The organism is Pedobacter cryoconitis (assembly GCF_014207135.1).
Lineage (GTDB): Bacteria > Bacteroidota > Bacteroidia > Sphingobacteriales > Sphingobacteriaceae > Pedobacter > Pedobacter cryoconitis_D.
Genome location: NZ_JACHCC010000010.1, coordinates 136,358 through 158,695, shown reverse-complemented (window position 1 = coordinate 158,695; position 22,338 = coordinate 136,358). Strand labels below are relative to the sequence as shown.

Genomic DNA, 22,338 nt, shown 5'->3' with positions numbered 1-22,338 from the left:
TTATACTGATTATAATGGTTGGACACCTGTGTCGCCGCTTTTGGCAAATATACAGACCTATATAGCAAGCGGGCTTTCACAGCAGATAGCACAACCACAATTCCCAGCTGGTAGCAAGTTATTTCTCTACATGAAGGATACTTCTATATAAAAAGCCAAGACCTTATTCACTTTTTAGCACATATTTACCTGGTTTTAATAAAACCAGGTAAATATGTGCTAAAAAGTGAATTCAGATATCACAATGAATTTTCTTTATCTGCCATTTCCAATGCATTGTATGCATTGACAATTCCTCCGGATATACAAAGGGCAGAAAAATCGATCATTGATCCGTCATTACTCTTCACCTTATGGTTAACTTTAACAACAGAACTCATAATGATTTTTTTCATCTGTAATGCTGTTAACTTTGGATAGTATGACCAGATAAGTGCAGCCAGACCGGATACCACTGGTGCAGCCATACTTGTTCCACTCAGATAAGAATAAGTGTTACCTGGATAAGTAGAAAATATATCCACTCCCGGGGCAAATACATCAACTATATTTTTACCATAGTTGGAGAACCAGGGTAGTAAATTTTCATCATCACGGTAGTTTGAAGCCCCCACTTCTATCCACGAATCGGCCTTACCACCATTAAGATAATTTCGACTGGGAAAACCCGATTCTAAATCCAACTTCCTCCCTTCATTACCTGCCGAATGTACAATAAGTAAGTTTTTACTCATAGCATATTGAACTGCCTCGTCTACTATCTTCCTATCCGGAGAAAAAGCCTTATTTATGCTTAAATTAATTATTCTTGCCCCATTATCAGCTGCATATCGAATTGCTGATGCTACATCTTTGTCCAATGCATCACCATCAGGAATAGCTTGTATTCCCATAATCATTGCACTTCTGGCAATTCCCATTGTGCCTTTTGATTCGTTTGGTCTTGCAGCGATAATTCCAGAAATATGTGTTCCATGACTGGGCTCTAAACCGATCACATCTCCATTCCCATAATATTTAGCCAAAAATTCTGCATTCCCCGCACGGGGATCATAATTAATATTAATCAGATACTTTACCTGATTTTTCCAGGTCATAAATTTGTCTTCCAGCTCATCCATAAAATCGGGGTCAGCTTTTAAATTTCTGACAACCATAGACAATACCTTAACTTCCGAAACCGTGCGGTACCTATAATCCTCAAACTCTTGAATATCAGGACTTTTTTTTCCAATTTTATCTGTAATCTGATTAAGGGCGTCTAGCTGAGATTCTGTCATTTTTATTGCATTTTCCAATGCAGTTTTCTTTTCAGTTACCTCTTTTTGTAAGTCTTTTGCTTTTACAGATTGGGGATCTTTTTTTAGCTCCTCTCTTAGTGAGCGGATTAATTCCAAATTATCAAAATGAAAACTTCCTTTGCTTGAACCCAAAAAATTCCAGCCATGTACATCATCGATATAGCCATTTTTATCATCATCTATCCCATTCTCAGGAATTTCATTCTGATTAGTCCAGACAACAGATTTGAGATCCTGATGAGTAATATCAACTCCACCATCAATAACAGCTACGACTACAGGTACCGGGGTTTTATCTTTTAATAATAAGTTATACGCCTTTTTTGTACTTATACCAAAAAAAACATCTGTTTTCAAATCCATATTTTGCCAGTTCGGACTGGGCTTATTTTTCCCCTGAGCATAAAGCTGAAAATTAACAATAGAAAAAAGTATGATTAATTTAATTTTAAATGCGGTTTCGATTCTGATCATTAATTCTAAGGTAAAATTTGCAACAATTCCAATTCAAAAATCAAATTACTTCCAGGAGGAATTCTCCCACCAGATGTATGATCCCCATAAGCCAGTGCAGCTGGAATATATAAGATCCATTTGGCCCCTACAGGCATTAACTTTAGGGCTTCTGACATACCGCTGATAACTCCATCTACTTTAAATTCTGATGGTCTGCCGTTCTCAAGTGAGCTATCGAAAATCCTTCCGTTAACTAACATTCCCGTATAATTCACCATAACCTTACTATTTATACCTGGCCTGGTACCACTCCCCCCCCGGAGTATTTTATATTGTAAACCAGAGCTTAGGATGACTATACCTTTCTGAATTCTATTCTTTTCCAGAAAAATCTTGTTTTCTTCTGACGACGGATTTTTCAAATCCTTTTGGGCTTCTTTCCTTTCGGCTATTTCTTTAATCAGATTTCCATCTACCAAAAATCCCCCGTCAATTTCTGAAAATATAAATTTATCAACTTCCCGAAGTTCTTCTTTCAACTGATAGCCATGAACTCTCAACTCCCGTTTAACAGACTCAATATCAGCCAAAGAACTAATATTTAGTTTTAATTCGATTTCTCCAGATTTGCTCTCATCAAATACATATGGATTTTTCTCCTGCAGATTGAGCCCATACACCAAATTATCTATCCGGTATGATTTTCCTTCTACGGACTGATCCTGTTCTTTGTTACCATGATCACTCTTCACCAAAACCAGCACATTTTCTTTCCGTTTTTCCCAACGTACTTTTAAACCAAGTAGCCCATCCAAATCAGAAATTATACTCCGGTAAACCTGCTGATCAGTCTGACCTGTATCTGGTTTTACTGATTCAAAACAAATTCCATTTGCCCGGATCCAGTCTTGCTGATAACCTTTGATATACATATATTTAGACCTGTCACCTACTTCCCAGATAATCTGATTTGGCGTAATTAAAAAAGAAGGTTTGTGAAGGGCACCAACTGCAAGTATTCTAGACCAACAATATGTATAAGAATTAAAAATAGGCTGATTCAGAAAGAAGCATCTGATTGTCTTATTATAGGTATTTCTGACAACCCCAAAACCACCCGACAACCCTTCCGCATTTACTCCTTCTTTATAATCACTGATGGCAACATATTTTAAAGATGTATTATTTGTGTCTATCTGTTTTGGATCAGTAGTAAACAAAGGTTTACTATTATCAAAAACCAAATAATCATTCTTAACGGGGAAAAACACTTTTTCTCCTCCCAGAACTCTGCTGATATTATTTGCATCCACATAACCTTCGTCGGTGATGGCTATTACTGTCCCTTTATAAATCCAGACCTCATGTGGTATACTTTTGTGCTTAAAGTAATTACTTAATAACTTATCTTCCACGACCGAGGGCAAAGTCAGGTGTTTAGTATATTTATTATTTTTCCAAAAAGTCTGCACCATTGAAGATGGCTCATAAGTCACGGGTAAAATTTTAACATCCTTACCAAAATGCTTCTGTAAACTATCCATTCTTGGCAATGCCGCAACGCAACCACTGCAATTGGTAGCCCAAAAATCTAAAATGAGCAAGCGGTCCTTATAATCAGTCATCCGAGCGGTTGCCTGAGCAGCATGGATAATTTTAGGAATAACAACAGCAGTTACCTGATCACCTATTTTCAATCCGGGATTGATATATTGTCCTTTTAGTGTATTCACCAGGAAAAATGCCAGCACAAATAATTTATATTTCATCTATCTATTTCTGTAATTACAAACATTTCGACTTCTCGTTTTTCTTCTTTTAAATCCAGATCATATCGTTGCAATTCTTTTCTTATTGCAGGAAGATCTTTCCATGAGGTAATTTTAAGTTCAAGATCTACAGGGTCTTTATATCCTGTTTCATCGACCATAGGTGGCAAACCAGCATTATACAACAAAGAACTTAAACGATCAATTGGTACATTTCTAAATTGCCCGTTATTATCATACCCACGTTCTCCAATCTGTGAAGATCTAATTTTATCGATCTTTGAAGTACGGACAAGTACTAAAGCATTTACCATTCTCTTTTTTAAACCACTCTCTACACCAAAGATTCTGCATAGTTCTTTTTCCAACGGTTTTACTCCATTAATTACTCCTGATGGCAAAATAAACTCAAAACAGTGCGCATTTTTGCGCATCCATTCGTATTCCGAACCTTGTGAAGGATCATATCTATACCGGGAAGGGTCTTTCACCTCTAAAATGATTCGGTTGGAAGTGTAGAATCCGTGGGTTAACATATCCTGGATAGACAAATTATACATATAGAATCTCTTTGTCCCATTCTCTTTATCTTCGTTTGTTCTAAAATTCCCCAGCCCTTTTATAGGTTCTACCCCCTCCCGATATCCCGTCAGTATGGACATCCGCAGAAAGTAATGTTTATTTATTTTTTGCTCCTGATCTAATTTAAAAGAGCTTTTAAGAGGATCAAAATCAAATAATGGTCTGCGATAACTTACAGCAGTAGTGTCCAAATTCTGGGCACTACTGCTGTAAAATCCTAATTGAAGGAATGAACCAACTAGTAAAATAATTCGTTTTATATTCATTCTGAGTAAGATAATTGTTTCTCGAAAGCTTAAGCTTTTAAAATTATGTATATGCATAAAAAACTACTATGCTTTAATGGGTGTTCTGAGTTATTGGACTATTTAAAATAACCTCTTGTGGAATCAGCAAAGTATATCTCGGATCATTAGGAGGTAAGGTATAAACTGTTCCTTGTATAGTTCTGGTTAATGTTTTCGCAAATCTGGTATCCCTGTTCAGTCTTCGTAAATCTGACCAGCGCACCCCCCGCATCAACAGCTCCTTTCTTCGTTCTGCTAGAATAAGTGCCAATGCCTGATCTGCGCTTGCTGCTGTCATATTGACGTACGTTCCGGTCTTCCACCTTGTAGTGAGTAAGGTATTAAGATCATTCATAGCTGAAATTGTATTACTAGCCCTGGCATAACATTCGGCGCGAATCAGGTAAAGCTCATCTACTGCGAGCCCGTCAAAGAAAGTTGCTGAAGTGACAGGTTCATAATTTCCTGTAAAACGGTGAGTCCCGATATCAGTCCCACTATTTTGTTTAAAAAAAATCTTTTGCCTTAAGTCATTGGCCTGATAAGATGCATACAAATTACTATCTATTTTTGCCACATTGGAAAAAGCAGATCCTGGATTTATGCCTGGGTCAGGGGCCATAATGGCATGAAAAATCACTTCTTTATTAAATCTTGGACTAAAGGGAGTATTACTGTTAGCATTTAAGGTATTAAAGTTAATGAGTTGATTACTAATTTTCAATGCCGCATCTGCATTGGTCAATGCGTCAGGGTAATCTTCCATCGATAAATACACTCTTGCCAATAAAGCATAAGCACTTGCCTGATTAGGTCGTGTGGCCACAATTGAGGTTGCCGGCAATAAACTAATGGCCTGCTTTAAATCCTGAATAATCTGGTTATAGGTACCAGAAACGGTTCCCCTTTGAGACTGAACATTAATGTCCGAACTTAGTCTTATTGGAATACCAGGATCTTGTCCGGAAGTCGCTGCTAAATAAGGTTTTGCGTACAACTGGGCAACTTGCCAAAATGCAAAAGACCTGAGAAATAAAGCCGAACCGGTTAATGTATTAAGTAAGGTTGGAGTGGCAGCGGGATCTGTGTTCCCCGATTTGATTTTATTAATTGTTTCGAGCATCAAATTTGCCTGGAAAACTACCTGATAAGATGACTCCCATTGTGGCTGTGCACCAGGTCTTATGGCTGTAGTAGACCAGATATACAGGTCCCGGTCTGTCGGAGCTAATGCCGACAATAAATAACCCGCATTCGTTAAATAATAATCGTCTGAGGATGCTTCTCCATCACTTGGATATCCTGTATTGATAACGGTGTAATTATCCAAAAGCAGCTGACAATCATTAGCAGTCTGCACTATATTCCGGGTATTCCCTCTATCTATATCGACATATTTCTGACAGGATAAATTAAATAATGTAGATATGGTGACTAATGAAAGTATGACTAATTTAGTCCTGAGGTTTTGGATCGATTTGATTTTTAGATTCATTTTCTTCAAATTAAAAATTAGCATTTAAACCTAATGAATATGTTCTCGGCTTTGGGTAATCATTAATATCCGGATCAAGCCCCAATTTATTTGCCCGCCAGATTACACCTAAATTGGTAACACTGGCAAAAATTCTTGGATTTTTAATAAACCAGCTTTTCTTACCAAATAAATAAGACAAATTGACTTCCTGTAAACGAACATGATCTGCTTTGAGAACATTTATATCCGAAAGGGCATAAAAAGTGTCTCTGATCTGACTGGCTGGATAAGTCAGCGAGGGTACATTCGTACGCAATTCATCTCCAGGCTTTTGCCATCTCTTTTCATATTCTATTCCCTGCAAGGAATTGCTAGTTAACAATGCACTATAGCTCACCACATCTGAACTTGGTCTAAAAAAATAATAGCCGAGTTTATAAAGTATATTTGCCGAAAGTGAAAGCCGCTTATAACTAAAGGTATTACGTAAAGAGCCGTAATATACTGGTACAGCTGAACCGAGGTAATGAGCAGTAGAACCCGGCTGATTCTCAATAGCCGCTGCATTTGCATTTCCTTGTGCAGTATTTGAAACTGAAGTAGGCACGCCGTTGAGATATCCCCTGGGATCCCCTGTATTAGGGTCAAGACCAGCCCACCTAAATGCAAATAGCCGTGAAACATCATAACCTTGCGTAAAATTTGTGGCTCCCTGTACAAGTTGAGCTGCAGTAAGATTAGTTGTTCCACTGTATTTGGATACTTTAACTCTGTTGTAACTAAACAGAAATGTACTGGTCCAGCTAAACGGACCACTCTGAATATTACGGGAATTCAAAGTTAGATCCGTACCCCAACCATGCAAACTGGCAATATTATAAGTAGCCGAACTAAATCCGGTAGTTGGATCTACCTGTGCACCAGATATTAAATCTGTGGTCTTTTTGTCATAATACTCTAAACTACCAGATATCCGATTATTACGTAATCCGAAATCGAGGCCGAAATTAAGTACCGCAGTCTTTTCTGGACGAAGGTCGGCATTTGTTACTCCGTTACTACTTGCATAAGGCAAATTATTGTTTCCGAAAAAGGCGGCCGCAGTATTATATGTTATAAGCGGCGATGGACCAACCGTGTTATTTACATTACCATTATATCCAAAAGTCGCTCTTAATTGTAACTTAGGTAACCAGTTAACATGATAAAAGTCCTCATTAGCAATATTCCAGCTAGCTCCCATCGAATAAAAAGGAGTCCCGTTGTTATTTTCACCATATCCAAAATCGCTGGATACATCTTTACGTATGCTTCCAGATAAGGTATACCTGTTATTGTAAGTATATGCAGCATTACTAAAATAACTATAAGTACGTAAACGATAGTCACTAAAATTTGGTGCAGGAACTCCAGGTACCTGACCAAATGGAAGCCCAGTAATCGCATCTGCGAAAAGCCATGTATAATAATTATAATAATCAATATTTGGTTTGGTGCTAAGAGTATTTGGATAATATCCATAATACTGATTAGCATTAGTCAGGGTATAGCTTTGTGTAATTTCTGCACCAGCAATTGCATTCAATACATGCTTTCCATTCCATGTTTTATTTGCATTAACCTGCCCCCGAAGAATCTGGTTATCAGTTGTTGTTACGGTCGGCTGATAAATTCCACCTTGAGGGATTATATTTTCGTAAGGCATTGAGCCAAAATTCGGATCTTGATAATTAGGTCCTTGATTATAAATATCAACCAAATTACGTGTATAAAAAGAGTTAGGTCCTTCGTACATAATTTGTTGATCATATTCATGATTCAAGTTGTATGCTACATTGACAGAGAATATCGGATTGATTTGATAATTCGCACCAAGCCTTATATTAACTCCCTGCCTGTCAGTCTTATTATATCCCTGATAGATATCATAAAGAGGATTAAATTGCAAATTGAGAATATTATTACCATAGGTGGAATTTAATAAATTTAAAAAAGCTGTACTATACTTATAAGGTATAGGTATCGGGTTGCCCTGACTATCGACAATGCGTGTATATGGATAATAATTAGTATTGCCATCAAATCCTGAGACTATATTCGAACCAGCCTGGCCAGTAGTCCGCTGCCTGTTATAAGTCAGGTCCCCTGTGAGCTCCAGATTTTTCAACACTTTAACACTAGTGAAATAATTCAAAGCAAGACGATCTCCAGCTGAGGCTATTGTATTATTAATTGTGTTATCATAACCACCGGATAAATGATAAGTCATTTTTTCAGTTCCCCCATCTAAAGCTAATGAGTAACTCTGCGTGACTGGATTTCTCAACAGATATTTGGTATAATCATTTCGTATATCATTACCTCTCAGAGCATCTATTTGTGCATTAGCATCAGGAGCACTAATATTCCCTTTTTTTTCCTGATCCAAAATTGTAGCTACAGGAGAATAATTAACTTGTGCCTGGGATAGATTGGGAGGGTTAATTGACGTACCAGATGCATTAAATGCAAAAACCTGAGCATCAATAAACTCAGAAGTAGTCATTTTCTTTTTATAAAATAAATTGAATTTATCAGATACAATTACATTGCTGTTGAAAGAGATATTCAACGGTCTATTATAAGCACCCTTTTTTGTCTTAACCACAATCACACCATTAGCAGCTCTTGAGCCCCATATCGAAGCAGCTGCCGCATCTTTTAATACAGTTATACTTTCAACGTCATTTGGATTGATTTTATCAATTGAATAAGGGCTGGGAATTCCGTCAATAACAACAAGCACTTCGCCACTTTGGGTAACGGAGTTATTTGCAACATTTAATGTATTCCTTCCTCTTATGGTAAGATTAGTTATAGTTGATGGTGCAAAACTGGTAGAATTTGTCGGTATAAGTTGATTATTAAAATTCATACTTGTAGTTATCCCTTCCAGCCTCCTGAGTAAATCAGGGTCAGTACTATGCTGGAGTTGTTCCTGGGTAATAACTTCAAAAGAACCTGTGGCCCGCTCTTTTGGCAAATCCTGATACCCAGTGCTTACGATATTGACCTCTCCCAGATTATTTGTTCCTGGAGTCATTTTAATCACAATACGTTTGCCAGGATCTACTCCTGTCAATGTAAATTCTTTAGTAATGTAACTGATATAGGAGATTTCAAGTGCTCCCTTTTTGGGGCCATAAATAGCAAAATTACCTTCACTGGTTGTTTTTGTCATTTTATTGCTCCCTTTTACCCTGACAGTTGCTCCTGGCATAGGGATTCCCTTTTCGTCCAGAACTGTACCATGGTAAATGATGGAGTCAGTGCTTAGCCTGATCACATTTCGATTAGCCTGTACTTGTTTTGCCTTGATAACAATGGTATTATCCTCTATCTCAAAGGCCAGATCTTTACCCGCTATACAGTAATCTATAACTTTCTTTAAATTGTCATGTTTAAAATCAACAGATATAATTCTATTCGCATCCAGCTTTTCCGGCTGATACAAGACATCGTAACCGGTCTGGTTTTTAATTTGCTTGAAAACCTCTTTGATGGATATATTTTTTCTATTTAGGCTAAATTGCTGTGCATAGGTCGCTGCACTCACCTGCATAATACCCAAAATGAACAAAACGATAATCAATCTCATTATCCATAAAAATTTATACAGGTTACCTTTAAGGCGACCTGAAAGTTTAGTATAAAATTTCATACTTTTGTTTGCTTGGTTAGCTGCAAAGAGAAATATCTGCTAGGTTACCATCTCTCTGCATAGGTTAATTGGTTGTGTTTGATCAAATAACTTAAAACCCAACAGTCCAGGGGTGTTACAGCATCTCTGGACTATCTGATTTAATCCTAGTAAGCTTATTCCATAACAGTAATACGCCTCCCTTCTATCTTAAAATGAACTGATTGTGTTAATTCGAGCTTTCTTAGTACTTGAGAGACGTTAGCATACCTGGATAAGGTTCCGCTAAATAACTGATGTTTAAGGCTCTCCCGCTGATACTGAATGTCAACATCATACCATCTTGTTATTTCTCTCAATACACTTTCAAGCGATTCATCATTAAACATAAAATATCCATTTTTCCAGGCAACCGCCTCAGCCACATCAATATTCTTGACTTCGATTACCTGATGACTACTATTTCCTTTAAGCAAAGTTGATTGCTGCCCTGGTTTAATAACGACATTGGCATGAGTGACCAGATTACTCACTCTGACACTACCTTCGAGTAAAGTAGTTTTAACAGATGGCTCACCTGAATAAGCCTTAATATTAAAATGAGTACCTAACACCTCAACAACCTGACCAGATGAATAAACTTTGAAAGGTTTTGTTTTATCCTTAGATACTTCAAAATAGGCCTCTCCTGTTAATTCAATCTTACGTTCATGATCATGAAACAATAATGGATATTTTAAAGAAGAAGAAGCATTAAGCCAGACTTTTGTTCCATCGGGAAGCTGAACCTGGGCCCCACCGCCTTTGGGAGTCTCAATTTTATTATAGGCAAGTGTTTCTTTTGCTGAACCAGAATTCCTGTAAATTAACTGACCATCCTTTGTTTTAGTAACAATAGTACCTAACTGATTAGTAACTTCTCCTGTCTTCAAATCTGCTAACGATAATTCTATCCCGTTAAACAGGGTTAAAGTTGTTTTACGTTTACCAGAAACAGTGTTCGCCGCTATCTGATGGTTTTCCGTTGTACGCCTGACAGAGTTACCCTGATACAAATGAACGCTTAAAATGGTCACAGAAATAACGGCCGCTACCAGGTAAACAAATTTTAAATAATCTGTTCCTTTTTTATTTCTTTCTTCAATCAGCTTATTAATATTCGAATGGATACGATCGCCGGTAAATTCTATGAATTTAAAATCCTGTTCTACCAGTACTTCATCCAGTTCATTGAACAAATCAAAATATTGCTGAATAAATAATAGCTGTTCTTCATTTGCCTTCCCTTTCAAATATGCATTAACAGCTTTTTTAAATTCTTTTTTAATTTTATTAGACTTCATTAACAGCGGTATTTAAGTAACCTTTATTATAACAGTATATCAAAAAGTCACTATCTCCTAAATGAATGAAAAATATTTTTTCATTCATTTTTTTCATCCACGTCATTGAAGCCTTCTACAAAACCAATTGTATAAAGTGCTGTTAATATTTTGGGACTTTTGACCCATTGCAGGACCCTTTTCTTACTTAAATTTAGAAAAACTTCAATATGGAATTCCCTCTTGTTTCCTGCATTATGCCTACCGCAGACAGGCAAATTTTTATTCCTTATGCAATTGATTATTTTCTGCATCAGGACTACCCTAACCTAGAACTAATTATCATAGATGATGGGGTAAAATCTGTAAGCTCATTAATTCCAAAACACCCCCGGATCAGATATTTTTATTATGAAGAACCAGAAAGTATCGGTAACAGACGGAATCTTGCCTGTAAGTTGGCTGAAGGAGAAATTATTGTCCATTGGGATGATGATGACTGGTATGCACAAAACTGGGTCAGTAAACAAGTTGACGTCTTAACAAAAAATGCAATAGATGTAACAGGGCTTTGCAATGTCAATTATTTTTCGGCTGTATTAAAACAAAGATGGAATTATAGAGATCCTGAAAAAGGAAAGTCATGGGTCTACGGAGCAACCTTAGCCTATTGGAAATCTTTCTGGGATAAATATCATTTTAATGACCTGCAAACTGGAGAAGACAACGATTTTCTATCAAATTCAGAGGCTATAATAATTCCACATGATTATACAGATGGTTATCTTGGCATTATACATCATCAAAATTCTGGAATCGAATTTCAACAAGACCCTAAAGAAAAACTACAGATAATTAAATGGTATAAGGAAATTAAAAAACCAGAAAAATGCACAAAACATTCTATTTTATCTACCAGTTCAGATTTGCCTCTGGTAAGTTGTATCATGCCTACCGCTAATCGCAGGAACTTCATTCCATCTGCCATACAAAATTTTCTGAAGCAAGATTATATGAATACTGAACTGATAATCATAGATGACGGAAAGGATCCAATAGCCGATCTGATTCCCGATAACAAACGTATACGGTATTTTTATTTCGATTCCATTGAATCTGTTGGAACGAAACGGAATATGGCTTGTGAAATGGCCAATGGAGAGCTCATCACCCACTGGGATGATGATGACTGGTATGCTCAGGACTGGATTTCCCATCAGGTACAGGCGTTGATCAACTCTGGTTCGGATATTTGCGGAATTAACCAGGTACAATTTTTCTCCCCTTCAAAAAACAGTTACTGGATGACTAAAAACTATAACTCGAAAAGACCGTGGGTTACAGGGGCAAGTCTGATTTACAGAAAATCATTTTGGGAGAAACATCCTTTCAACGATTTGCAGGTAAGAGAAGATGATGATTACCTTCGCAACTCTGGAGGAAAGATCTTTGCCCATGATTATTTCCAGGGTTTTATTGCTACACTACATTCCAGTAATACAAGTATTAAATTTTTTGAGGAAACAGATCCTGAACCCGGCAAACTATAAGAAATACGACGATAAAACCATATAATCCAGGGGCACCTCAAAATGCGGGGTTGTCCTTCCCTTTTTATATAACATGTAAACCTGATACTGGATAACCATTAATAAATAAGGATAAATGTGATCAATTTTTCTCGTTGTTTTTTTTGCCAGAGATCACTGAAAACATCCTGAACGATCTCTTCTACCAAATGGGCCATTAGCAGGTCATCCGAATAAGAATGATAACCATCTCGTGTTGATTTCATATCCGCATTACTAAAAGCTTAAACCAATAAAATCTTAATGATGCTAATTTTTTGCCAAAATTTATTGTCTGATTTTCGTAGGAAAAAGATGAATTAAACTAAATGCTTTTAATTACACTAATAAGCATTTAATTAAGAAATGAGCTTATAAAAAGCAGCGTATTTATACCTATATTTAAAACTAACTACCTAAAATATAAAGAATTATGTAAATTAGTCGGGCCGATTTTCACATTTACACATATGTATTGATTTGGCATTTTCCAATAATGAAGGGAACCAAATATAATCTTCAAATCCGTATAAACTTGTAAAAATGAAACTCAGGTTAGTCCTTATTTTATATATGACTTCTGGTATTATAAACCAGGTCATGTGCCAGGTGCCCTCCTCAATTAATCCGTCACTATTGAAGGGGGCATGGCCGGCATTGTGGATTACTTCACCTGGTGCAGCCCAGCGTGAATATGGAGTTTATCATTTCAGAAAAACTTTTGTCCTCTCACAGAATTTACCAAAATCTTTTTTAATTCACGTAACTGCTGACAATCGTTACCGTTTATTTATAAATGGTAAACCTATCTGTTCGGGCCCTGCAAGGGGTGATCTGTTTAACTGGTTTTACGAAACTGTAGATATAGCGCCATATTTAACAGAAGGCGAAAATACTATAGCTGCTTTAGTATGGAATATGGGAACTCTGGCCCCCGTTGCACAAATATCTAATCAGACAGCCTTCGTATTACAAGGGAATACAGCAGTAGAGCAAATAGTAAATACTGACGCCAGCTGGAAAGTTAAAAAAAGCAAAGCTTATACGCCATGTTCTTTGGATAATGCCGAAAGATTAAAAGCCTATATGGTTGTAGGACCTGGTGACCAGGTTGATGGCAATCAATATCCCTGGGACTGGGAACTACCAGAATATAATGATGCTTCCTGGAACGCGGCAGAAGAGATTACACATCCCGAGCCAGAAGGTTACGGAACTGATAACCGATGGACTCTGGCCCCCAGGAACATTCCTTTATTAGAAGAACATTTATTACGGTTCCCATTAATTCGCCGTACCACTGGTATGAAAATAGACCAGAAAGTACTGACAGGAAAAAAACCAGTAATTATTCCTGCAAATCAAAACGTAAGTATTCTGATAGATCAGCAGTTTATAACTGCTGGCTATCCAGAACTCATCGTCTCTAAAGGTAAAGGGGCAAGATTAAAACTGACTTATGCAGAATCTTTATTTGACAAAAAAGGAAATAAAGGAAACAGAAACGAGATAGATCATAAAGAGATTAATGGAAACTATGATATATTTCTGCTAGATGGTGGAAATGGAAGAAAATTCCGCCCTTTGTGGTTTCGTGCTTACCGCTACCTCCAGCTAGATATAACGACAAATGACGAGCCTCTTATTTTAAATGATATATATGGGATGAAAACAGGATACCCCCTTCATATGAATGCTGCATTCTCCTGTAGTGACCCATCTTTAAAGAAAATCTGGGAATCGGGCTGGCGAACAGCACAACTCTGCGCGGGAGATATGTATTATGATACTCCTTATTATGAACAACTGCAATACACAGGGGATAGCCGTATACAGGCATTGATTTCTTTATATACCTCAGGTGATGACCGGTTAATGCGAAAAGCAATTCTGGATTTTTATCATTCCAGAACTCCCGAAGGATTAACACAAGGCAGATACCCAAGTAACAGACTCCAGATCATTCCAACCTTTTCACTGTTTTGGATTTCTATGGTACACGATTACTGGATGCATCGTCAGGATGACGTCTTTATCAGACAGTTTCTGCCGGCAATCAATGAGATCACAGCATGGTTCAATGCCCGCATTGACCACAAGAAAAAGATGCTGGGCCCCTTAACCTGGTGGAATTTTATAGACTGGGATAATTTTAATGACTGGGGTACCGCACCGGGAGCTGCCAATGGTAACTCTTCCATTATCACTTTACAATATGCCTACACGCTGAATCAGTCTGCTGAACTTCTAAGGGCTTTTAACCACAATTTACAGGCGGATGAAAATGAGATGCTCGCATCAGACCTTAACGCCCATACTTACTGGTATTGTTATAATGCAAAAAGAAATCTGATAGCGGATACACCAGAACAGCAAACCTATAGCCAGCATGCAGGAATCTGGGCGATATTAAGCGGAGCAGTTTCATTACAGGAAGCACAATCAATAATGAAAAAGATGCTGGAAGACAAGTCGATCGGTCAGGTAACATTTTTCTACCGTTTCTACCTTACTCAGGCGTTAAAAAAGGCAGAAATGGGCGATCTATACTATGATGGACTCGAACCCTGGAGAAATATGCTCAAGCTGGGGCTGACGACTTTTGCGGAGAAACCTGAACCAACCCGGTCCGATTGCCATGCGTGGAGTGCGAGCCCTGACTATGACTTTCTGGCTACCATCTGCGGAATTATGCCAGAAGCCCCGGGTTTCAGTAAAGTGCTGATCAAGCCCGCTTTAGGCCAATTAACAGAGGCAACGGGTATGATGCCTATTCCTTCTGGAAAAGTAATAGTAAAATTAAAACGAAAAGGTCCAAATGGAGTACAGGCAGAACTAACCTTACCTGAACAGGTTTCAGGGACTTTTAACTGGAAAGGAAAAATTATAACCTTACATGGAGGTAAACAAATTGTGACAATTTAAAAGACCACAAATATGCAATCAACTAATTCAAGGGCTCCCAGCGTACGATTTCTGACCAGATATCATACCAAACGTCATCATCCACCCTAAAGATATCTTCATCTGCTATGTAGGTACCTTCATGCCATATTCCATGTAACTCTTCAATAACCACCTGGAATCGGATTTGTTGTTTGTCTGCTGGCAGACTCCTATTGTCTAGTTTGATTTCCATACGCTCTTTATTAAATCAAAAATTGTCCGCATTAAAAGAGTACTTACGAAACTAAACACTCTTTGGTTTTTGAATCACTCATTATTTTTTTGAATAGAATTATTAACATTCCACCTAAAACAGTTCAATAAATTCTACTATCGAAATAGCATATGGCAGCATACAAAACCGCAAACATCAAATAAATGATTAAAATCCAACATGGACAATTCGATTTCTTCAAAGAGTTTATCTTCGATTAAGACAGATTTAATACTTTGAAAACTAATTAATTACTAACAAACAATTAATAATAAATGCAAGGCTAAAGAAATCCATTTCATATAATTTCATTATAACAGGTGGCTAAGAATCAAAATTCATATGTATTTCTAATATAAAGGAAATTGGCACAAATAATAAAATGGATTATGTGTATGTAAGTTCTGACGAATGTGACAATTGACACATCACATATAAGTGTATAAAATGAAAGATTTTATTCCTTTGAAAATTGTCTGGCATTCTTAAAAAGACCAGATAAATAAGGTTCTAAGCAATATTTTGAGTATAAAGAGAATATAAAGTCAATAACTGATAGATAATTGTTAATACATTTATTTTTACAATAAATAAAGTAAATGATATTTTTCGTATTTTGTTGATTATTAACCTATATAACCTTACATGCAACACAGATTATTAGTTCCTACTTAAGAATAAAATATTGAGTTATTTTTAATTGATTTGCTTCGATTCCAGTTTCACACAAATTGCAAATCAAATTTATAGACTAATTAATGATTCGTGTCATATTTAAATTATCGTATGAAATGGAAAATAAGGAATTGTTCAGAATACTAGCTGGAAAAAATTCTTTGCGTTTAGAGTTAGAATTAAAACTCAACAACATGATTAAGAGGGAGTATTATACCAAAAGTCAGATTATCCTGAAACCAGGGCAGATTCCTAATCGTGCCTGGTTTATAGAGAAGGGTTCTGCTATGGGATTTGTTTATAAAGAGGAAAAGAAAGTACCTTTTTGGTTCTGGAACGAGAACGACATTATGGTTCCGCTCAACAGCTTCTTCAATCAGATTGCCTCAGAAACTTATATAGAATTACTGGAACCGAGTATCCTTTTATCAATCTCTTATGATGATGTCCAGGAAGTATTACACAGTTTTCCTGAATCAAATGATTATGTACGTAAAATCATGCAGGATTATCAGCAAATGAGTGAAAAGAGAATACTTGAATTTGCCGCTTATACTCCTGAAGAGCATTATCTACATTTAATGCGGGATTGTCCTGCACTTTTCAGGAAAGCATCGGTTGAAAGTATTGCTGCTTACCTCGGCATATCCAGAAAAACCTTAAACCGTATCAGATCCAGAACCAGACGGTTTTAGGTTAATCAGTTCGGTTTATTAATATTTCATGCTGGCCATCGACCAGCGACTTATAGCTGTATCCTTTTCCGGGATTACAGCTTTTTTTTTACAACAATTATTCTCCTTTTGGGACATCTGTCCCTTTTTTACAGGGTTTTACCTCCGTAACTTGGACTTATCAAACAAGATAAATAAACAACCTATTAATTGCAGGCTGACAAAAATATGTCTTTACGCGTCCTTCATCAGAATGACTATTTCATTCAGTACTGCAATTAATTTGAACTTAAACCTAATGAATAAAATTATGAACCCACATCCTTTTATCATCATCATTACCGGATTGCTCATCTTGTTATGGGCTTATGCCTCTTTCTCCAAAATATTTAACATGCATCAGTTCCAACATGCGCTGATGACCCAGGTATTTCCACGCTGGATGGGCAAAATCCTGACTTATACCCTGCCACTATCTGAACTGGCAATTATCGGACTGCTGTTGATTCCAGAGACAAGATTATTGGGGATGTATACCTCCCTCTTTCTGATGACTATCTTTACGCTTTATGTTGGAGGTGCGGTATTCCAAATTTACGATCGTTATCCCTGCGCCTGCGGCGGATTATTTAGCCGGATGGGCTGGTACAAACACCTTAAGGTCAATATAGTCTTAACCATAATAGCCCTGGCTGGGGTGGTCCTGATGGAATTATAGAAATATTATCCATTTATCGCTTCCAGCCTCTCCTGGAGTAGGTTCAACCGGTATATAAAAACATCAGCAGATTTTAAATGGCCATTTTTCTTAACATAACTTAAATGCGATTCCAGAAAAAGAGGTATATCCATTATAACGACTCCCTTTTCCAGTTCAATCTGTTCAGGTAAAGTTATTCCGGTAAAATAGGCTTCAAGTTCTTCAATTGTCATCCTGCAAAGTTAAAAGAATTATATAAAAGAACAGCCTTCATAAATTTATGAAGGCTGTTCTTTTATATAATTAGCAAAACTAAAAAGCTGGATCATCAGCACTGGGGCCATAACTGCCAGGAATAGGCACATCCAGTAAACGAAGATAAACACCCAATTGTGCCCGGTGATGTACAATCTGACTCATAGAATGTCGGATAAACTCCCCTTTAGTTTTGGTCATCAGGATCTGATCTCCATTACTTAGTACCCAGTTTGGCAACAGATCCTCTTCTCCCGCTTTTTCAAGAGATGTTTTAGCCGAGTTCAGCGAGTCATCAAGAATATCCAGCAATTCTGAATTAGTACTCCACTCCGGCGACTTATATGCCTGAGCTGCAAAGTTAAGACCTTCAGTACTCAATATCATACTTATCCAGCCAGGTAATTCAGCAATATGTCCTGCCAGCTGTTTGACAGGCATACTTTTTACATGAGGAGTCCAGTCCAGTTTGTCAGAAGGAATTCGTTCCAGCATTTTACGGGTAACTAACGCTTCTTCTGCTAATTCTTTTAATAGATTCTGAGTGGTTGACATAATGTTTCTTTTTATTTTAACCAAAGGAACTACAACCTGGTGACAGCCCTATGTCAGCAGTACTGTTTTATTTTTTAATTTCTTTTCAATATCAGCTAAAATTGAGTTGACTTTATCCAGCAATGCCTCTGGCTGTATAATAACTGCATAATCAGCGAAAGCCAGAAACCAGCGCGCAAAACCCTCCAGAGAATTAGTTAGGAATTGGATCTCTACACCATCCTCCAAATGATTTTCAGAAACATAACCATGGTAATATTTTTGTTCACCAAGGTATGGATAAGCCTCTTTATCAATCTTAATAGTAGCTTCTGTCAATTTAACTTCCCGGAACAGGTCCCGCAGATAAAGTTTTATTGAAGGATGGCTGGCTGAGAACTGTTCCTCCAGCGCATTAATCTCTGTAATCCGATCAAATCTAAAATCACGGTACGCTTTTCTTTCCCTGCAATAAGCAATCAAATGCCAATAATTATCCAGATAAAATACACCAACAGGTTCAATTAATCTGATTGTATGCTCCTGTCTGTAATAAGCGAAATAATTCAGCTGTATCACATTTTTTCCTGAAATTGCATTCAGAATAAGCTGGAGTGGGTTTTGATGTGAATGCAAAACAGGAGAACGGCCAGTTTTAATTACTTCTATTCTATCATCAAGATTTTCAAGGTGATCTTTATCGGCAGTCTTCAGGACAGCTCTCACCTTAAAAAGTGCATTACTATAAGCATTTGCATAGGCAGAATCCGTCAGACTAAGTACCAGTTTTTCTGCAGTGATAAATGCTGTAGCCTCTTCACGAGTGAACATAACAGGAGGCAGACGGTAACCTTCGGTTAACGAATAACCTATTCCTGCTTCTCCAATAATCGGTATTCCCGCTTCTTCCAGTGACCTTACATCTCTATATACAGTACGCAAACTAATCTCAAACCTGTCCGCAATATCCTGTGCTCTGACGGTTCTTCTCGATTGTAGCTGAATAAGTATAGCAGAGAGACGATCTATTCGGTTCATAGTCCAAATTTATGAATTAGAAAGGAAACAGACTTATTTACTTTTCCTTAATTGAGTCAATCTTGACTGTTGTTTGTCTATACGACTTTGTAGCTTATCTTGTTTTTCCTTTGTATGATCAACCCAGCGCGACAGTTGCTTTTCTCTTAGCGCAACTAGCTTTGCCGGTGCAGGTATAAAAACTTCATCATCTACATTCATTCTGCTAATATCCTTTGTTAGCGGATGTAAAACTGTATCTACAGGAGTTTCCCAATCCTCCCATACATGAGCAATCAACAAGAATTTTCCATTAGGAATATTTACCGAAACACTATCCAGGTAATCTGAAACACCCTCAGCCCGGATGGTATCACCTGCTGCACCAGCAACCATTCCGGCTCCGATACCAACCAGGAAGCCCAGAGGTCCTGCCAATAATCCGATCAGCCCTCCGATGATACCACCACCTATTGCACTGAATCCTTCAGCCTCATCTTCAGCAGAGCAAATAGCTGTGTTTCCCTTTTTATCCTTACTCAGGATAAAAGATTCACCCAGGGAAATATCCTGGGATACTTCTAGCTGATTTAAAGCTTCCATTCCTTTAAATGCCTCTGATTCAGTATTGAACAGGGCCTGAATTATCTTTTCCATAATAATGGCTTATTTAGTCAAACTTGTAATCATATAAGCAGTAAAAAAGCCATTTTGTTTTATATAAACAGTATTTAATATAGGATAAATACCTATTGATATAAAATTTTAAAAGATCAGAAAAGCAAATATTAGCTTTATCTTATGAGATATTTAGCCATTAACATCAACTACAGATTAGATCAGGACTGGTATTGCCGGTTAAACACAATAATGGATTGTCATCAATATTTTAATAGTCTTGGCCCTGAACATGGTCCAAGCGTAGCTATTTATGACACAGAAATAGATCAATACCTCTGGCTGCAGGAATCCTATAGGGAAGATGATCCGCGTTTGAACAGCATTATAATGAATGCAAAAAATGCCCGGAAGGTCAGGGCCTGAATATCATTATCCAAAAGGACAATTTTTACATCTTTTACCTTCTTTATATTTTTCGCAACAGACCTTTTTGATCTTGGACTTAGAGGATGACTTACCGTCTTTTTTATCTTTATGTTTTTTCTTTTTCACAACCCGCGGCTTACATATAAGAATATAAGCTGCAAATTTACAATAAATGCGGAAATCATTATCAAATTAGTTTGATATGATCAAACCATTTTTCGTAAATCGCACCATAAACGCCATTTTCCTTTAATAAAACAAGTGTCTTATTAATCTGTTGCTGAAGTTTAAGGTCACCCTTTTTCATCGCAATGGCATACTCTGATTCCGTTCCAGGCATAAACATACCAATTTGCAACGCTTTGTGCTGGGCAAGAAAACCACCTACAATAGGTGAATCGTCAATAAGCACATCTATTTTACGCGCCAGCAATTTTTTATATAATTCGTTGTTAGTATCAGTATGTACAGTTACATTACCTGGAAATTGAGTCATGACGTATTTTTCAGCCTCAGTAGCTGTACGGATACCTATTCTTTTATTTTTGAAATCATTCAAATCTGTTAAATCATCCCCCTGGTTAATAACAGCACAGAGCTGAAATTTCAGATAAGGTTTGCTGAATTCCAGAATCATTTGTCTGGAGGTAGTCATTGTGACAGCCGAACAGATCATATCCAGCTCACCTTTATATAGTTTCTCGAGGATAGTTTTCCATAGTGAGACCTCATAATGTAGTTCGAGATCGAGCACTTCAGCAACCGCACGGATCATATCAACCTCAAATCCTTCAAATACAGGGGAGTTATAATCACTATGCAAGGGAAAAGGTGCCGCAGAGTCCAACCCTATCTTCAATATTTGTTTCATAATTTATTATTTCAGTTCTCAGAGGGTATATTTTTATCCTTATCCCCTATTTTATTCATTAATTTTATAATGAATTTCAACAACTCTCACCAAGTCGTCGTTTTATAATGACAATTTTAGGTAATTTTAAGGGGCTTTTTCAGTAATTTACGATATAAATATTTCATTTGGCGATCGGAAAATTTAAACTGTCAGAAAACGCTGATTAATAATAGAGTTATACCTGCAGCAAATAAAGTACTGAGAAAATTCACCCAATCATTATTTAATAAATTACGTCTTTCGAGACTGGCTCCCAGAACAGAATCGGCTAAATTGCCAGCCTGACCAGCAATAATCAGAATAAAAACAGCATTGCCTGCAAAATTTCCAATAGCATAGATCAAAGCTATAACTCCCGCTCCTACTATCCCGATAAGTGTACCTTCCAGACTGATTACACCATCTAAACCTCTAGTTTCTTTTTTCCAGCTCAGACAATTATAGAATCTTTTTCCATATAACATCCCGAGTTCAGAAGAGAGTGTATCAGCGGTGGCTGAAGCAAAACTTCCGGCTGTCATCAGTAGCAGACTCCCACTATATCCCGGAAAAATAATAGCTAATGAAGAAAATATAGTTGCACTTCCGGCATTTGCAAGTACCTGCCCGTAATCTCTTTGAGCAGAATCATCAGTTTTGTATAACTTCACCTTCATTTTTCTACCCCAGGCAGTCGTCAGGGTACCACAAAGAAAAAAAGCAGCTAATAATACCAACCCTATCAGACCGGTTCCAAAATAAATAATAGTACCACAAAGTACTCCAGTGATTGCTGCCGTTTTTGTCAATTTCCTGGTTAAAACAGTAATCCAAGCAAAAAATGCCAATAGAAAAATCACAGGAAGAGCAGTCAATAGAATCCTCATACCTAAAAGTAATAAAATATATGAGACAGCTTTGACATGAATAAATATATTAATTG

General features: G+C 37.1%; 19 protein-coding genes. 5 read left to right on the top strand and 14 right to left on the bottom strand.

Features of this window, described 5'->3' with window-relative positions; genetic code table 11:
- Positions 1-239: 239 nt before the first annotated feature.
- The 6 genes from HDF25_RS25935 to HDF25_RS18805 all read right to left on the bottom strand — a co-directional run bounded on the left by HDF25_RS25935 (position 240) and on the right by HDF25_RS18805 (position 10,894).
- Positions 240-1,775, bottom strand: a complete 1,536-nt coding sequence (locus tag HDF25_RS25935; protein ID WP_184627622.1) for a S8 family serine peptidase — start codon at positions 1,773-1,775, stop codon at positions 240-242.
- A gap of 5 nt (positions 1,776-1,780) precedes the next feature.
- On the bottom strand, positions 1,781-3,526 hold the full coding sequence (locus HDF25_RS18825; RefSeq protein ID WP_184627620.1) for an FKBP-type peptidyl-prolyl cis-trans isomerase: 1,746 nt from the start codon (positions 3,524-3,526) through the stop codon (positions 1,781-1,783).
- Positions 3,523-4,374 carry a hypothetical protein gene (locus HDF25_RS18820; protein ID WP_184627618.1) on the bottom strand — a complete coding sequence of 284 codons (852 nt, stop codon included), beginning with the start codon at positions 4,372-4,374 and terminating at the stop codon, positions 3,523-3,525. Before HDF25_RS18820 ends, HDF25_RS18825 begins: the two co-directional genes overlap by 4 nt.
- 73 nt (positions 4,375-4,447) lie before the next feature.
- Positions 4,448-5,890, bottom strand: a complete 1,443-nt coding sequence (locus tag HDF25_RS18815) for a RagB/SusD family nutrient uptake outer membrane protein (protein WP_184627617.1) — start codon at positions 5,888-5,890, stop codon at positions 4,448-4,450.
- Between the two features lie 10 nt (positions 5,891-5,900).
- A complete protein-coding gene (locus HDF25_RS18810) occupies positions 5,901-9,572 on the bottom strand; it encodes a SusC/RagA family TonB-linked outer membrane protein (RefSeq protein ID WP_184627615.1) in 3,672 nt (1,223 codons plus the stop codon).
- Between the two features lie 155 nt (positions 9,573-9,727).
- The gene (locus tag HDF25_RS18805) at positions 9,728-10,894 is read right to left on the bottom strand and encodes a FecR family protein (RefSeq protein ID WP_184627610.1); all 1,167 of its coding nucleotides are present in this window, start codon (positions 10,892-10,894) and stop codon (positions 9,728-9,730) included.
- A gap of 209 nt (positions 10,895-11,103) precedes the next feature.
- Between HDF25_RS18805 and HDF25_RS18800 the strand changes: the two genes are divergently transcribed.
- Positions 11,104-12,423: a glycosyltransferase family 2 protein gene (locus HDF25_RS18800; protein WP_184627608.1), complete on the top strand. Its 1,320-nt coding sequence runs from the start codon at positions 11,104-11,106 to the stop codon at positions 12,421-12,423.
- Positions 12,424-12,521: 98 nt separating this feature from the next.
- Here the strand turns inward: HDF25_RS18800 and HDF25_RS18795 are convergent, their stop codons facing one another.
- Positions 12,522-12,668 (bottom strand): hypothetical protein, encoded by a 147-nt coding sequence (locus HDF25_RS18795; protein WP_184627606.1) that lies wholly within the window; start codon positions 12,666-12,668, stop codon positions 12,522-12,524.
- 316 nt (positions 12,669-12,984) lie between these two features.
- On the opposite strand from HDF25_RS18795, the gene HDF25_RS18790 reads away from it, so the two are divergent.
- The gene (locus HDF25_RS18790; protein WP_184627604.1) at positions 12,985-15,366 is read left to right on the top strand and encodes an alpha-L-rhamnosidase N-terminal domain-containing protein; all 2,382 of its coding nucleotides are present in this window, start codon (positions 12,985-12,987) and stop codon (positions 15,364-15,366) included.
- Between the two features lie 22 nt (positions 15,367-15,388).
- Here the strand turns inward: HDF25_RS18790 and HDF25_RS18785 are convergent, their stop codons facing one another.
- Positions 15,389-15,580, bottom strand: a complete 192-nt coding sequence (locus HDF25_RS18785) for a hypothetical protein (protein WP_184627602.1) — start codon at positions 15,578-15,580, stop codon at positions 15,389-15,391.
- Between the two features lie 812 nt (positions 15,581-16,392).
- On the opposite strand from HDF25_RS18785, the gene HDF25_RS18780 reads away from it, so the two are divergent.
- Positions 16,393-16,971: a Crp/Fnr family transcriptional regulator gene (locus tag HDF25_RS18780; protein WP_184627600.1), complete on the top strand. Its 579-nt coding sequence runs from the start codon at positions 16,393-16,395 to the stop codon at positions 16,969-16,971.
- 277 nt (positions 16,972-17,248) lie between these two features.
- A complete protein-coding gene (locus tag HDF25_RS18775; protein ID WP_184627598.1) occupies positions 17,249-17,668 on the top strand; it encodes a MauE/DoxX family redox-associated membrane protein in 420 nt (139 codons plus the stop codon).
- A gap of 5 nt (positions 17,669-17,673) precedes the next feature.
- Here HDF25_RS18775 and HDF25_RS18770 read toward each other — a convergent pair whose 3' ends face one another.
- The 4 genes from HDF25_RS18770 to HDF25_RS18755 all read right to left on the bottom strand — a co-directional run bounded on the left by HDF25_RS18770 (position 17,674) and on the right by HDF25_RS18755 (position 20,113).
- Positions 17,674-17,883 carry a DUF6965 family protein gene (locus HDF25_RS18770; protein WP_184627596.1) on the bottom strand — a complete coding sequence of 70 codons (210 nt, stop codon included), beginning with the start codon at positions 17,881-17,883 and terminating at the stop codon, positions 17,674-17,676.
- Positions 17,884-17,962: 79 nt separating this feature from the next.
- Entirely contained in the window at positions 17,963-18,460 is a 498-nt protein-coding gene (locus tag HDF25_RS18765; RefSeq protein ID WP_184627594.1) for a DinB family protein, read from the bottom strand.
- 48 nt (positions 18,461-18,508) lie between these two features.
- On the bottom strand, positions 18,509-19,477 hold the full coding sequence (locus tag HDF25_RS18760; protein ID WP_184627592.1) for a helix-turn-helix transcriptional regulator: 969 nt from the start codon (positions 19,475-19,477) through the stop codon (positions 18,509-18,511).
- 33 nt (positions 19,478-19,510) lie between these two features.
- A complete protein-coding gene (locus tag HDF25_RS18755; protein ID WP_184627590.1) occupies positions 19,511-20,113 on the bottom strand; it encodes a DUF1269 domain-containing protein in 603 nt (200 codons plus the stop codon).
- 144 nt (positions 20,114-20,257) lie between these two features.
- Here HDF25_RS18755 and HDF25_RS18750 point away from each other — a divergent pair, with 144 nt between their 5' ends.
- Positions 20,258-20,500, top strand: a complete 243-nt coding sequence (locus HDF25_RS18750) for a hypothetical protein (RefSeq protein WP_184627588.1) — start codon at positions 20,258-20,260, stop codon at positions 20,498-20,500.
- 190 nt (positions 20,501-20,690) lie between these two features.
- On the opposite strand, the gene HDF25_RS18745 is transcribed toward HDF25_RS18750, so the two are convergent.
- The gene (locus HDF25_RS18745) at positions 20,691-21,374 is read right to left on the bottom strand and encodes a substrate-binding periplasmic protein (protein ID WP_184627586.1); all 684 of its coding nucleotides are present in this window, start codon (positions 21,372-21,374) and stop codon (positions 20,691-20,693) included.
- 191 nt (positions 21,375-21,565) lie between these two features.
- A complete protein-coding gene (locus HDF25_RS18740; protein ID WP_184627585.1) occupies positions 21,566-22,282 on the bottom strand; it encodes a DUF92 domain-containing protein in 717 nt (238 codons plus the stop codon).
- Between the last annotated feature and the right edge of the window lie 56 nt (positions 22,283-22,338).

Bases quoted from the DNA above. Each gene is read 5' to 3' on its own strand.
- HDF25_RS25935 (WP_184627622.1), bottom strand. From the start codon at position 1,775: ATGATCAGAATCGAAACCGCATTTAAAATTAAATTAATCATACTTTTT.
- HDF25_RS18820 (WP_184627618.1), bottom strand. From the start codon at position 4,374: ATGAATATAAAACGAATTATTTTACTAGTTGGTTCATTCCTTCAATTA.
- HDF25_RS18790 (WP_184627604.1), top strand. From the start codon at position 12,985: ATGAAACTCAGGTTAGTCCTTATTTTATATATGACTTCTGGTATTATA.
- HDF25_RS18800 (WP_184627608.1), top strand. From the start codon at position 11,104: ATGGAATTCCCTCTTGTTTCCTGCATTATGCCTACCGCAGACAGGCAA.
- HDF25_RS18740 (WP_184627585.1), bottom strand. From the start codon at position 22,282: ATGAGGATTCTATTGACTGCTCTTCCTGTGATTTTTCTATTGGCATTT.
- HDF25_RS18745 (WP_184627586.1), bottom strand. From the start codon at position 21,374: ATGAAACAAATATTGAAGATAGGGTTGGACTCTGCGGCACCTTTTCCC.
- HDF25_RS18750 (WP_184627588.1), top strand. From the start codon at position 20,258: ATGAGATATTTAGCCATTAACATCAACTACAGATTAGATCAGGACTGG.
- HDF25_RS18755 (WP_184627590.1), bottom strand. From the start codon at position 20,113: ATGGAAAAGATAATTCAGGCCCTGTTCAATACTGAATCAGAGGCATTT.
- HDF25_RS18795 (WP_184627606.1), bottom strand. From the start codon at position 12,668: ATGAAATCAACACGAGATGGTTATCATTCTTATTCGGATGACCTGCTA.
- HDF25_RS18815 (WP_184627617.1), bottom strand. From the start codon at position 5,890: ATGAATCTAAAAATCAAATCGATCCAAAACCTCAGGACTAAATTAGTC.
- HDF25_RS18785 (WP_184627602.1), bottom strand. From the start codon at position 15,580: ATGGAAATCAAACTAGACAATAGGAGTCTGCCAGCAGACAAACAACAA.
- HDF25_RS18810 (WP_184627615.1), bottom strand. From the start codon at position 9,572: ATGAAATTTTATACTAAACTTTCAGGTCGCCTTAAAGGTAACCTGTAT.
- HDF25_RS18765 (WP_184627594.1), bottom strand. From the start codon at position 18,460: ATGTCAACCACTCAGAATCTATTAAAAGAATTAGCAGAAGAAGCGTTA.
- HDF25_RS18780 (WP_184627600.1), top strand. From the start codon at position 16,393: ATGGAAAATAAGGAATTGTTCAGAATACTAGCTGGAAAAAATTCTTTG.
- HDF25_RS18775 (WP_184627598.1), top strand. From the start codon at position 17,249: ATGAATAAAATTATGAACCCACATCCTTTTATCATCATCATTACCGGA.
- HDF25_RS18825 (WP_184627620.1), bottom strand. From the start codon at position 3,526: ATGAAATATAAATTATTTGTGCTGGCATTTTTCCTGGTGAATACACTA.
- HDF25_RS18805 (WP_184627610.1), bottom strand. From the start codon at position 10,894: ATGAAGTCTAATAAAATTAAAAAAGAATTTAAAAAAGCTGTTAATGCA.
- HDF25_RS18760 (WP_184627592.1), bottom strand. From the start codon at position 19,477: ATGAACCGAATAGATCGTCTCTCTGCTATACTTATTCAGCTACAATCG.
- HDF25_RS18770 (WP_184627596.1), bottom strand. From the start codon at position 17,883: ATGACAATTGAAGAACTTGAAGCCTATTTTACCGGAATAACTTTACCT.